A 12,317-nucleotide genomic window follows, 5' to 3' on the forward strand; every position below is an offset into this window, starting at 1 on the left:
ATAGATTTGAAACAGACATTAACCAGAAAACAGGAAGAAAGCTATCAGTGCATTTTGAATTATACGAAGGAGCATGGATATCCGCCGACAGTTCGGGAATTTGGAAAACTGATCGGAGTAAGATCAACGTCATCTGCTTTTTCCAGAATTAAGCAGTTGGAACAAAACGGATATATCCGAAGGATTCCGGCATCGCCAAGAGCAATAGAGATCTTATAGTGAGGTGTCGGTATGAATAAAGTGTATGTAGATGTAGTGGCAGAGTTTCGGAAAGACGGAAAACTGGTTCCTATATTTTTCACCTGGGAAGATGGAAGAAAATATAACATTGACAGAATTTTGAAAATTGAGCGATGTGCCAGCAGAAAGGCAGGCGGTGTAGGAATGATGTATACCTGTATGATACAGGGACAGGAAAGCCATTTGTTTTATGAAGTGGATAAATGGTTTATGGAGAGAAAAACAGCATAAGGAGAGATTGGTATAGACGATATTATTTGGATTATTAACCGGCAGGGATAGTCACTTTCCCTTTATATTCCTGTAGGTTTTACATAAGAAGATGGATTCCGGTCAGCAAAGGCAGCTCCCACAATGCCTTTTGGATATCCGCTTCTGCAAGTTGTAGTAAGTAATTGCTTCCCATCAAAATCATGGGGAAAGCGAACTGGTCTGAAAGACCGCCAGTTAGTGTGATGATGATAAGGAGATTTTGAAACTGATGACAGACAGAGATTATGCAATTAAATCAATGAAAGAGATTACCTTCCAGATGGCAAGCCATGCACAGGATTATCTGGAAGTAACGATGGAGAGACATTATACAGATATCAAGGAACTGATGACAAGCTATCAGAAATTGATTTTGGAAAATCAAATTGTGTTAGAAGAACTGGATATGGAATGCCAGGAGAAAATCAATGAAGATATGGCATATGCATTGAGTTATCTGAGCATTTATAACAACCAGCTGAATGTGCCAAAGATGCACCGGGAGATGAATAATCTGATGATTATTTATGGATTGTCGGACATGATCTATCGGGGAATGACTTTGGTGAAGTTCTATGCACCGAATGGTGTGATGCTCAGTGAAATCCTTCATTCCTGTTTTTGCAGTCATTATAATAAGACAGATGTGGAAGTACAACAGGAGTTAGGAATAGGCAGGACTTCTTTTTATAAAATGAAGAAGCAGGCACTTGGGTATTTAGGATTTTATTTTTATGAGATCGTGGTACCGCAGGCAAAGGATAAAAGATTTAAACCGTCACTGGGCGTTGAGGAAGAGTAGGTGAATAATATGAGATACGAAGATTCGATGAAAGGTGTAGCTGCTCAGATAATCAAAGAACAGCTGAGAGCCAGTAAAATTAAAAACAATCCAGAAGAGTTCCATTGGCATGATGAATATGCAACGTTGAATTTCTTTCGGTTTATCTGCAAAAATATCGGTAACTTGGGAAATGGAGAAATTGAAAAAATGGTCACACGCTTGAAAAGCATAGATCAGAAAGCAGTGGAAAACCATGTGAATGGTGCTGTTTGGGCATTTGATTATGATAAGATGTTCTGTGTATTGATGGAAAATGAAATTTGCCGAAAGGTGTGTGAAAAGAATAAATATAATAGTTGGATGAAGCTGATTGGACAGTATTGTATCTCAATGGCTTAAAGATAAAGAAAGTTGCTGGAGAGAAAAAATATTCTCCAGCAACTTTGTCTTTGATGAATAAAGGTCAATTTTTTATTTAACTATTCTCACTATTATTTGATTCAGTGATTTTTTTCTTCTTTGGAGAAACCAGTTTGTGACCGGAATAAATGGACATGCCCATACAAAGCAATGAAGAATAGGCAAAGTATTTATGTGCAGTCATAGATTTTTTGATTCCAGAATAAATGCATCCCAACATACAGAAAAGTGCGCCTAAGGACCAGTATTTATGTGATTTCATGATTTGATACCTCCTTTGATTTAACTGATTCAATCATAACGCTTTTTTACGAAAATGCAAAGAAAAACTTTGAATATAGTTCTGTAGAATTAGAACTTGGCTTTGCGATTCTGTATATTTAAGATATCCACAAGTATACTAAATTCAGAACGATTATTCGTTCTGGAGGAGGTGTTACGATGGATTTGAAAGCAGTAGGACAGCGAATCAAATCAGCACGAGAAGCAAAAAATCTCACGCAAGAGGAACTGGCTGCATTAGTAAATTTAAGCCCGACGCATGTGAGTGTAATAGAGAGAGGTTTGAAAGTTACAAAATTGGATACCTTTGTTGCAATTGCAAATGCATTAGATGTTTCTGCAGATACTCTTTTGATTGATGTTGTGGCACATTCAGTTACAGGTGTTACCAATGAGCTGACAGAGAAAATAGAAAAACTTCCGATCAAAGAGCAGAAAAAAATTATCAAAGTAATCCATACATTATTGGAAGAGTAATATGACAAACTGGGAAGAGCAAGTAGCTCTTCTTTTTTTGACCTTTTATTCAGCTTTAAGTTGTAAAGTGTCTTTTCATGACAATAGAAATATGCTAAATTAGTTCTATAGAACAAGATATAATTCTACTTGTATATTGGAGGAAAATGAATGAGAGAGAAAACTATTTATGAGAAGATTGCAGAAAAGTACAACACAACACCAGAAGAAGTACGCAGAGAAATGCAGATAGCCATAGATGCAGGATTTGATAATCCTGATCCGGATGTCCAGGAAGAATGGAAGAAAATGACACTTAAAGGAAACAGACCCACACCGGAAGAAGTAATCAATTTCGCAGTAAAACAATTAAAAGGAAATTAATGAAAATATGAAGAAAAAGATAATTGCAGTGATTACAGGAGCAGTAATCTTGATAATTGCTACAGGAAGTATTTGTTGGAAATCTGAATCCGGTCATAAGGGAGGTGAACCGGATGTAGTAGGAACATTTTCCGTAAATCGGGATGAAAATTTAACTGTGGTCGCTAACCGGGAAAATATTGAGGATAGAGAAGCGTTTGCAAGAGAACTTTTGCAGATGTACAAGGATGATTCTTTTCATTCGACAAAATTCTCCACAGACAGGGGATATGCGACGAGCCTTGATATGAACATCTATTTATGGAAAGAGAATATTGAAGAAGGGGAATCGGTAATGACAGCTGAATACAGACCTGTAGAATACGGAAAGGACTATGATGTAGTCAATAATCCTGATAAATTTCAACTATATATAGATGGAAAAGAAGTAGAAGAATAACACGGTGAACTTTTTATACTGAAATATGTACGATTCCAATAATGATATGAACTTATGGGAATATATTGCGGATACTTTGTGAACTTTATCCTGATACAATGATTATGCTGATGAAAGAAGGCATAGATAATTGAATACAAGAAAGAGACGAAAGCCTCAGTAGTTAAGAAAAAACTACTGGGGCTTTTTTCGTGCCTGAATTTCTCAGCCAATAACTGCGGGCGTATCCCGGCAGGATAAAGGCGGAGCAGGCATGATCCTAAACAGAGGTCCGCCTTCTGGATTTGAAACGAGCAACAAGATTTCAAATTCAGGAGGAACGGATATGTATATTGAACACCCATATTTTTACGAAGGAAAGTATTACGCAAATATTGATGGAGAAATGATCGAGATTACAAAAGAAGTTGCGTATGCGATGAATAATTTTTACAGAAGCAGCAAGGCAAAAAAAGTTGAGATTAAGAATGAACTGGGTGAGGTTGTGGATAAGATGCTGAGAGAAGTACCTTACAGCGGTCAGTCCATTGATGGAGAAGGCTTCATGATTGAGGATTTTCCAGATCTGAACTGTGATGTGGAGCACTGTGTACTGACAAAAATGGAACAGCAGGATATTCACACAGTGATCAATCAACTGAACTCAGAGGAACGCATGATTATTTATGGCATTTTCTTTGAAAACAAGACACAGACACAGATGGCGGAGATTATGGGGATTTCCAGACAGATGCTGTCATACAAGCTGAAATCCACTCTTAATAAGATGCGTGAAATGTATATGAATAAATTTTTTTAAAAAATTTTTCAAAATCTTTTGCATCTGCCAAAGTCATTTGACTTTAGTAATTAGAGGAAGTTAAAGGACTTCCTAAAATGAACCATGATAACTGAATATCCAATAATAACTGACGTGACATTTCATGCAAAGAGCACGAGGAAGATGCCGCTATAGGATTATAAGACAAAACAAAGATTTTTAGTTCAGTCCGTAATGCTGCGAAAAAGCACTGACCGAAGCCAGCTGGCAGGCTGGTGATGCGATGATATGTATGAGATGCGATACACTTGCAGATCCTGAGAAGTCTGTAACTGGTAAACCTATGAACTGCTGGAGCCTGGAAACGAGAGTTTCCGGGTTGTGGTCCGGAGTATGCATCCGGGCAGGTTATTATTCCCTTCCTGCATATGCGGGAGTAACGATTCGGGGTATCGAGGATAAATAGAATCGAGCGAGCACTGTTTAATAATCAAATTGGCTATAGAGGTTATGCGGCAGAGCTTTCCTTATGGGAAAGAAACTCTGCCGTATTCCTGTGGAGCCAATATAGCGCTATGGATGCTTTACAAATAAAAATAATAGATTGGAGAGAGGACAAATGACAATCCGCAGAGGAGATATTTTATGGGCAGATCTCGGTATGTTTCCTACAACATCTGTTCAGGGTGGAGTAAGACCGGTGATCGTAGTGAGTAATAATAAAGCCAATACATACAGTTCAGTCATAACGGTAGTTCCGCTGACATCAAGAATTTATAAGAAACGGTATTTGCCAACACATGTATTTATCAGCAAATATGATATGACGGGAATCCGAAAAGGAAGCCTGGCACTGGCTGAACAGGTTATGAGCATTTCTACGAAATGTATTATTGAGAAATGCGGAAGAGTGAACAAGTGGAGCCTGGATCGGGTACTGAAAGCAGTACAGATTCAGATGGGAATGGAAGGAGAAGGGCATGACGGCAGAGGAATATAGAAACTATCTGGAGCAGGATTTCAGTGATGTAGATATCAATGAAATGACTGATCTACGGATGATAAAAGCAGACAGAAATAAATCGCTTCAGGAACGGAGAGATATTTTTCTGAATAAAGTAGGAAATCCATATTTGGTCCGGATCGGCAATATGAAAGTAAAAGTCAGATTTGCCAATAACGGTATATCTATGGAGCAGGCATTTGAGAATATGCTTCTGAGTGTCTGAAAAAGTACTGGCAAGATTGAGGGGACTGTGTTAGAATGTCGGTAAGGACAAATTATGCAGCCCCCTTTTATTACATGGATTTTCTGACGTAATAAAAGGAGGTAAGATATGTATCAGAATATCAATAAAATCTATCATGCCGCCATCTATGTCAGATTATCTAAAGAAGATGGCGATATTTCCAGTTCAGCAAAACTGGAAAGTAACAGCATTTCTAACCAGAAAGCTTTGATTCTGGATTTCCTGAAAGACAAAAAAGATATAGAAGTTGTTTCAGTCCGAGTTGATGATGGCTACTCAGGCTCTAATTTTGAGCGCCCAGCATTCCAGGCAATGCTGGAAGATATCCGGCGTGGGATTGTAGACTGCGTAGTGGTAAAAGATTTATCACGATTTGGAAGGGAATATATTGATTCTGGGAAGTATATCGAGAGATTATTCCCGGCTCTTGGTGTGCGTTTTATTGCCATCAATGACAATTATGACAGTCTCAAGGGAAAGAATCAGGCAGACGAAATTATTATCCCATTTAAGAATTTAATCAATGATGCTTATTGCCGTGACATTTCTATTAAGATCAGGAGTAATCTTGAGATTAAGAGGAAAAAAGGCGAATGCGTGACTCCGTTTGTAGCTTTTGGATACAGGAAGACAAAGACAGATAAGCATAAATTAGAGATTGATCCATCTGCAGGCAGTGTAGTACAGGATATTTTTAAGATGAAGCTGCAGGGAATGAGTCAGGATGCGATTGCTAATCGTTTAAATGAACTGGGTATTCTTTCCCCATTTGAGTATAAAATCAGCAGTGGCAGTCATTATGAAACAGGCTTCCGGCAGAAAGAACAGGCACTTTGGAGTTCCGTTACCGTCCGCAGGATACTGGAAAACGAGGTTTATATCGGAAACCTTGTGCAGGGAAAAAGGACGACACCGAACCATAAAGTGAAGCAGACTTATGTGAAACCGGAAGATGACTGGATCCGGATTGAGAAAAATCATGAGCCATTGGTGAGTGACCGTGATTTTGAAATTGTTCAGAGACTTCTGGGCATGGATACACGTACTTCGCCTGACCAAAAGCAAGTATATCTGTTATCCGGAATTGCTGTATGTGCGGATTGTGGTGCACCTATGACAAGAAAGGTTTCTACTGTGGCAGGGAAAAAATATGCTTATTATCTATGTTCCGCAAATAAAGAAACAAAACGCTGTTCTAGTCATAGAATACCGGAAAAGGATCTGGAAGATGCCGTACTGGTGATGCTGAAACAGCATATCCAGAATATCCTGCACCTGAAAAGAGTCCTGGAATTTGTTGGTACTGTGCCATTTCAGGAGATCAATATGAAGAAGCTGCAGGACAGGCTGGAGAAGAAAAAACAGGAGACAGAACGTTGTAAGGAGTTACGGATGATGCTCTATTCGGATATGAAAGAGGGCATTGTATCAAAAGAAGACTATGTAGAGCTTCATGCAGCCTATGGAAAGAGGCTTAGAAATGCGGAAGAGAGTATCCGTGCAATCCAGAAAGAAATGGATAGTGAGCTGGAAAAAGCAGACAATGCCAATACCTGGCTGGATTATTTTGTGAAATATCAGGATATTGAAGAACTGTCCCGCACAGTGGTGGTAGAACTGATCAGGAAAATCCGAGTATATGATAAAAAGAATATAGAGATCACTTTTGATTTTGATGATTGTTATCAGACATTGCTGAATCAATTACCGGCTATGGGAGTTGATACGGTAATAGATGATGATAATAATCTGCAGGTTAAGGTAAAGGAGGTTGTATAAAATGGCACGAAAGAGTAGGAAAAACATTCCGGAAGTAGTCGGCAGTGCAACCGTCCAGACAGAGGTGAGAAGACCATTCCGGGCAGGATTGTATGCCAGAATTTCAATGGAAACAGAAGAAACATTAGAAAGAGGGACGATAGAAACCCAGGTGGAATTGATGAAAAACTTTGTAGCAGATACGGAAGATATTTCGGTTGCGGAAGTTTATAAGGACTCAGACTATTCAGGTACAAATTTTGACCGTCCTGGATTCGTACAGATGATGGAAGATATCAAGCATGGAAAAATCAATTGTGTTATTGTAAAAGATTTGTCCAGACTTGGAAGAAATTATGTCGAAACCAGCAACTATATTGAACGAGTATTTCCGTTTTTTCATGTAAGATTCCTGGCTGTGACAGATGATTTCGATTCCTTCAGAGAGGGTGTGGATCTTACAGTTCCACTGAAGAATATTATCAATGAGTTCTATTCGAAAGACCTTGCCAAAAAGAGCAGCAGCGCAAAAAAAGCTCTTTGGAAAAAAGGAAAATTTACAAGTGCCTGGGAACCGTATGGTTACAGAAAGTCAGAAGAAGACCATCATCAGCTGATCGTTGATGAAGAAGCTGCAGAACATTTGAAAAGTATATTTTCTATGTATATGGATGGCAGGAACTATAGTGATATTGCAAGACAGCTCAATAAAGATGGAGTTTTATCGCCGACTTTACAGAGAAAATTCTATAAAACCGGTGAAAAGCCGCTTCCGGAGTCAAAACCCTGGAACAATTATGAAGTGAAACGAGTTCTTCAGGATGTTCATTGCACAGGTGATTCTGTATTTGGAAAATATCAGCAAAGTGTTTTCCAGGGAAATAAACAGAGAAATCGACCAGAGAGTGAATGGGTGCATGTGGAGAACACGCATGAAGGGATTATAGATAGAGAGTTGTTTCAACAGGTACAATCTAAAATCCAGGAATATACGGAAGCTTATAAGAAGAAACATCAGCAGAACAATGGAGCTATTAGAAACCATAATTTCTATACAGGAAAGATATGGTGCGGAGGCTGTGGCAACCGCATGACGTTGTCCAGAGAAAGAAATGGCACATTCTTTTATATCTGCGGAGCCAATACTAACCATAAATCCGGAGGAAAGCAATGCAAAGGGCACAGAGTCAGAAAAGAATATGTGGATGACGATGTTCTTCGCCTGATTCAAACGCATATGAAAACCGTATTGGATACAGAAAAAATGATTCAGGAAATGAATGCAGCTTCCAAAAATCAGACACAGTACCTGCTTTTGGATAAAGAGGTGGGGAAACTTCGACGGGAACTAAGCCGTATCAGTAAGCGTAAATCGGATTTATATGAAGACTATTCCGAACGTTTGATTACAGAAGAAGAATACATACAGTTTTCTCGGATCTATTCCAATGAAATTGAGAATATCAAGAGCCGTCTGGACACAGTATTGGCGGCACAGGTTCGGTATTCCCAGGATTACCACATTGAAGAAGGCTGGGGAAATGTGATACATACTTATATGTCAAAGCGTAAGCTGACAAAAGAAATGGCAGATGCCTTTGTAGATTCAATTATTATCCGTGGTAAGTATGATTATGAGATCAAGCTGGTATATGACGATCAGTTTGCAGATTTACAGAAACTAAAGAAAGAGAAGGAGGCGCAGTCAAGATGACAGATCTTAGAAAAACAGCTGTTTACATCCGTTTGTCTGCAGAAGATGACAATGTAGATGGCAGAGCCAAAAAAGAGAGCGACAGTGTAACTTCTCAGAGAATTCTGTTAAAATCATTTGCAATTGATGAGCTGGGTGTAGCTGAGTTGGATATTCTGGAATATGTGGATGACGGTGTTAGCGGTACTCATTTTAAAAGGCAGGGATTTCAACAGCTGCAGGATGACATGAAAAGCGGAGAAATCGGCTGTGTAGTTGTGAAAGACTTTTCCAGATTTGGAAGAGACTATCTGGAAGTTGGATTTTATATTGAATATATTTTCCCACTTCTACAGATTCGATTTATTTCGATTAATGACAGCTATGACAGTGCAGCGAGCAGCGGAATGACTGGTGGAATGAATGTAGCATTGCAGAATCTGATATACAATATGTATAGCCTGGATTTGTCCAAGAAAATTTCATCAGCATTGCAGACAAGAACGAGAAATGGTACACGCCTTCCGGTAAATGCCAGATATGGCTATAAAAAAGGAAAAGACGGAAGACTGGAAGTTGATCCGGAGGCTGCAAAAGTCGTGAAAATGATTTTTCGGATGGCAGCGGAAGGAACAAGTTTCGCAGATATTACAAGGGAATTGAACAGACAGGCGATTGCCACTTGTGATGAGCAGAAATTATCAAGAGGGGATCAGGTGCAGTTCCAGAGGTTTGACACGATCAAAAAGAAACATTGGAGCCCTACGACAGTAGCGGCAATTGTCCGGGATGAGATTTATATTGGAACCAGAATCTGGGGAAAAACACGTTGCAGTATGCATACCGGTCATAAAGCAGTTCTGAATGATGAAACAGAATGGGTTCGCCTGGAAAATCATCATACGGCAATTATAGACAGAGCATTGTTTGAAAAAGCAAATGAAATGCATCCGAAAAAGAAGAGAAGTGTTGCGGAATCACGCACCAATTTTACTCTGGAAAGGCGTAAAAAACAGCCGGCATTACTGATATGTGCCAACTGTGGGCATTCTTTACTAAAAGAAACGGAGCATCTGCTAAAATGCTCAGATGCTCGAACCAATGGAGATCCTGTGTGTCGAAGTCTGGTGATCCGACGGGAACCGCTGGAGGAGAATATCCTTGGGCTTGTCCATCAGTATGCAGCGTCAATGTTGGAAAAAGAAAAGAAAGTATCTTCCAACAGGCAATGCGACGACAAAGAGATCAATACCGCAGAATTGCAAAAACAAAGCCGACAGTTGACCTCGGAAAAGATGAAACTCTATGATGCTTACAAAGATGGTCGTATAGATCGTGATTCGTATAAGCAGAGAGCTGGAAAGATAAGTGTACAGCTGGAGGAAATAAAACGAAAGATAGAAGATGCGGAGAATAGTAAAAAGCTTCTTGAACAAAATGAACTTTCTGATAAAATAAAACTAAAAGATTTCTTGGGAATTCAGAAGTTCGATACAGAGAAGTTGCGTGAGATTATCAAGGTGATCCGTGTTCATTGTCAGGATGAAATTGAAATCGAATGGAATTTTGACGATATTTTTTCGGAACAGAGGTAACTTGAGCAGGACAAGAAGGACTTATCAGAAGATAATAAAGGTGCTGGGACTACCTGATGGAAGCGTCAGATAGTCTTCGGCAGAAAAAAATAAAATTTTTTTTGTCCTATACTTGACACATCCACATGTATGCCGGCACACCTATTGCACAAATATGGCAAAATCCGGAATGAATCCAAAAGCATTGCAATATTTGATGGGCCACTCAGATATCAGCGTAACGCTGAATACATATACGCATGTAAATCTTGAGGATGCCAGGGAAGAAGTTGCCCGGATTCAGGTTGTGTAATTACGATTTTTAATTGAAAATAGCAAGGTATAAAATAGAAAAACATACACCTTATTTTACACCTTTTGCGGACGATATTATGCGAAAATAAACCAGGTTATGCCAGAAAGCAAAAATTTACAAAGGCTTACAAAGCCCGAAAAACCAAGAAAAACTAAGAAATGCGAGGTTATGCAACAATGATAAAAGTACTCTTTATCTGCCACGGCAATATTTGCCGCAGCACCATGGCCCAGTACGTCATGCAGTATTTAGTGGACAAGCGTGGTCTGAGTGATTGTTTTTACATCGACTCCGCTGCCACCAGCACGGAGGAGATCGGCAACCGGCCGCACCGGGGCACCCAGGCGAAATTATATGAGGTTGGCATTCCCTGCGGGGATCATCGGGCGGTACAGATGAAGCGTTCTGATTATGAGAAATATGATTACCTGATCGGTATGGACACCTGGAATATACGCAATATGAACCGCATTGCAGGCGGCGATCCGGAGCATAAGATTCACAAACTTCTGGAATTTACGAACCGGGACGGGGACATTGCGGACCCTTGGTATACGGGTAATTTTGATGAGACATATACGGATGTGATGGAGGGCTGCCAGGATCTTCTGGAACACATCCTGAAGGAGGATATGGAGTAGTGAAGCTGATACATTGTGCGGATCTGCATCTGGATTCCCGAATGGAATCCGGACTGCCGCCGGAGAAAGCCCGGGAGCGGCGGATGGAGCTTTTGCATACATTTACAAAAATGGTGGACATGGCGGCAGAAGACGGCGTGGAAGCAATTTTACTGTGTGGAGATTTATTTGACGCGGGCAAGGTGTCCGTGCGGGCACGGAACTGTGTGCTGAATGCGATGCGGAAATATCCGCAGATTTATTTTTATTATCTGAAGGGAAATCATGATCGGGAGGATCTGCTTACTGGTGAGAATGAACTGCCGGAAAACCTGCGTATGTTTGGAAATAGCTGGAAGACATATGAGCAGGATGGCATCTGTATTACCGGAGCGGAACTTTCGGAAGAAAATGTGGGATTGCTTCCACAGGCACTGGAGCTGGATGCGGAGAAGGTAAATCTTGTGCTGCTCCATGGAATGGCCAGTGAATACGGCGGAGGAGCGGATGGCATTGCGCTGCGGGATTTCCGGGATAAAGGAATTGATTATCTAGCACTTGGTCATATTCATTCATACCAGCAGGAGCAACTGGATGACAGAGGCATCTGGTGCTATAGTGGCTGTCTGGAAGGGCGAGGATTTGATGAATGTGGTCCGAAGGGATATGTGAAGCTGGAGATTGAGGATGGTCATGTGCAATCAGAATTTGTTCCCTGCGCATGCCGGACACTTCACGAAGTGGAAACAGATCTGACAGACTGCCAGACGGAGCAGGAAATGTTTGCGGCAGCAGAGCAGGCGCTTGCAAAGATTCCGGAAAAGGACCTGGTAAAACTGGTGCTGACGGGAGAGTTACTGCCGGAACTGACTCCAGACGTTGACTGGATGGAAACGAAGCTGAAAGAGGCTTATTATTTTCTGAAAGTAAAGGATCAGACAAGGCTGTTGATCCGGCCGGAGGATTATCAGTATGATGTGTCTCTGAAGGGCGAGTTTGTGCGCCAGGTGATGGCATCTGAACTGTCGGAAGAGGAAAAAGAAGAAATATTGCGGCTGGGACTCCGCGCGTTGAATGGGGAGGAATAGC

At 40.4% G+C, this 12,317-nt stretch carries 17 protein-coding genes and 1 pseudogene; 17 read left to right on the plus strand and 1 reads right to left on the minus strand.

Going from position 1 to position 12,317, the window contains the following annotated elements:
• Nucleotides 1–6: 6 nt before the first annotated feature.
• The 4 genes from LKD36_RS12050 (at nucleotide 7) to LKD36_RS12065 (ending at nucleotide 1,675) form a co-directional block, all read left to right on the plus strand.
• Entirely contained in the window at nucleotides 7–219 is a 213-nt protein-coding gene (locus tag LKD36_RS12050; protein ID WP_117457280.1) for a LexA family protein, read from the plus strand.
• 12 nt (nucleotides 220–231) lie between these two features.
• Nucleotides 232–471 carry a hypothetical protein gene (locus LKD36_RS12055; RefSeq protein ID WP_054335621.1) on the plus strand — a complete coding sequence of 80 codons (240 nt, stop codon included), beginning with the start codon at nucleotides 232–234 and terminating at the stop codon, nucleotides 469–471.
• Nucleotides 472–721: 250 nt separating this feature from the next.
• Nucleotides 722–1,294, plus strand: coding sequence for a hypothetical protein (locus LKD36_RS12060; RefSeq protein WP_227589477.1), 573 nt, complete (start codon nucleotides 722–724; stop codon nucleotides 1,292–1,294).
• Between the two features lie 9 nt (nucleotides 1,295–1,303).
• Nucleotides 1,304–1,675, plus strand: coding sequence for a hypothetical protein (locus LKD36_RS12065; RefSeq protein ID WP_055059686.1), 372 nt, complete (start codon nucleotides 1,304–1,306; stop codon nucleotides 1,673–1,675).
• 76 nt (nucleotides 1,676–1,751) lie between these two features.
• Here LKD36_RS12065 and LKD36_RS12070 read toward each other — a convergent pair whose 3' ends face one another.
• The gene (locus LKD36_RS12070) at nucleotides 1,752–1,958 is read right to left on the minus strand and encodes a DUF6219 family protein (protein WP_008688150.1); all 207 of its coding nucleotides are present in this window, start codon (nucleotides 1,956–1,958) and stop codon (nucleotides 1,752–1,754) included.
• Nucleotides 1,959–2,137: 179 nt separating this feature from the next.
• Between LKD36_RS12070 and LKD36_RS12075 the strand changes: the two genes are divergently transcribed.
• The 13 genes and pseudogenes from LKD36_RS12075 to LKD36_RS12135 all read left to right on the plus strand — a co-directional run bounded on the left by LKD36_RS12075 (nucleotide 2,138) and on the right by LKD36_RS12135 (nucleotide 12,316).
• Nucleotides 2,138–2,455, plus strand: coding sequence for a helix-turn-helix domain-containing protein (locus LKD36_RS12075; protein ID WP_008688152.1), 318 nt, complete (start codon nucleotides 2,138–2,140; stop codon nucleotides 2,453–2,455).
• Between the two features lie 150 nt (nucleotides 2,456–2,605).
• Entirely contained in the window at nucleotides 2,606–2,818 is a 213-nt protein-coding gene (locus LKD36_RS12080) for a sporulation initiation factor Spo0A C-terminal domain-containing protein (RefSeq protein ID WP_227589476.1), read from the plus strand.
• A 7-nt stretch (nucleotides 2,819–2,825) separates the two neighbouring features.
• Complete coding sequence (locus tag LKD36_RS12085) at nucleotides 2,826–3,257, plus strand: hypothetical protein (protein ID WP_227589475.1); 432 nt, start codon at nucleotides 2,826–2,828, stop codon at nucleotides 3,255–3,257.
• A 325-nt stretch (nucleotides 3,258–3,582) separates the two neighbouring features.
• Nucleotides 3,583–4,056: a sigma factor-like helix-turn-helix DNA-binding protein gene (locus LKD36_RS12090; RefSeq protein ID WP_172677211.1), complete on the plus strand. Its 474-nt coding sequence runs from the start codon at nucleotides 3,583–3,585 to the stop codon at nucleotides 4,054–4,056.
• Between the two features lie 253 nt (nucleotides 4,057–4,309).
• Nucleotides 4,310–4,483, plus strand: a complete 174-nt coding sequence (locus LKD36_RS12095) for a hypothetical protein (protein ID WP_226840949.1) — start codon at nucleotides 4,310–4,312, stop codon at nucleotides 4,481–4,483.
• A 153-nt stretch (nucleotides 4,484–4,636) separates the two neighbouring features.
• Entirely contained in the window at nucleotides 4,637–5,017 is a 381-nt protein-coding gene (locus LKD36_RS12100; RefSeq protein WP_015568867.1) for a type II toxin-antitoxin system PemK/MazF family toxin, read from the plus strand.
• Nucleotides 4,998–5,246: a DUF6870 family protein gene (locus LKD36_RS12105; protein WP_015568866.1), complete on the plus strand. Its 249-nt coding sequence runs from the start codon at nucleotides 4,998–5,000 to the stop codon at nucleotides 5,244–5,246. The genes LKD36_RS12100 and LKD36_RS12105 overlap by 20 nt, the downstream gene beginning before the upstream one ends.
• 108 nt (nucleotides 5,247–5,354) lie before the next feature.
• Complete coding sequence (locus tag LKD36_RS12110; protein WP_117555535.1) at nucleotides 5,355–7,046, plus strand: recombinase family protein; 1,692 nt, start codon at nucleotides 5,355–5,357, stop codon at nucleotides 7,044–7,046.
• Nucleotide 7,047: 1 nt separating this feature from the next.
• Nucleotides 7,048–8,739 (plus strand): recombinase family protein, encoded by a 1,692-nt coding sequence (locus tag LKD36_RS12115; protein WP_227589474.1) that lies wholly within the window; start codon nucleotides 7,048–7,050, stop codon nucleotides 8,737–8,739.
• Nucleotides 8,736–10,313: a recombinase family protein gene (locus tag LKD36_RS12120; protein WP_227589473.1), complete on the plus strand. Its 1,578-nt coding sequence runs from the start codon at nucleotides 8,736–8,738 to the stop codon at nucleotides 10,311–10,313. Before LKD36_RS12115 ends, LKD36_RS12120 begins: the two co-directional genes overlap by 4 nt.
• A gap of 121 nt (nucleotides 10,314–10,434) precedes the next feature.
• Nucleotides 10,435–10,605 (plus strand): annotated as a pseudogene (locus LKD36_RS12125) (tyrosine-type recombinase/integrase); the annotation flags it as partial.
• A 179-nt stretch (nucleotides 10,606–10,784) separates the two neighbouring features.
• Nucleotides 10,785–11,249, plus strand: a complete 465-nt coding sequence (locus LKD36_RS12130) for a low molecular weight protein-tyrosine-phosphatase (RefSeq protein WP_308459729.1) — start codon at nucleotides 10,785–10,787, stop codon at nucleotides 11,247–11,249.
• Nucleotides 11,249–12,316 (plus strand): metallophosphoesterase family protein, encoded by a 1,068-nt coding sequence (locus tag LKD36_RS12135; RefSeq protein WP_308459730.1) that lies wholly within the window; start codon nucleotides 11,249–11,251, stop codon nucleotides 12,314–12,316. Before LKD36_RS12130 ends, LKD36_RS12135 begins: the two co-directional genes overlap by 1 nt.
• Nucleotide 12,317 lies beyond the last annotated feature (1 nt).

The organism is Hominiventricola filiformis, from assembly GCF_020686965.1.
Lineage (GTDB): Bacteria > Bacillota > Clostridia > Lachnospirales > Lachnospiraceae > Hominiventricola > Hominiventricola filiformis.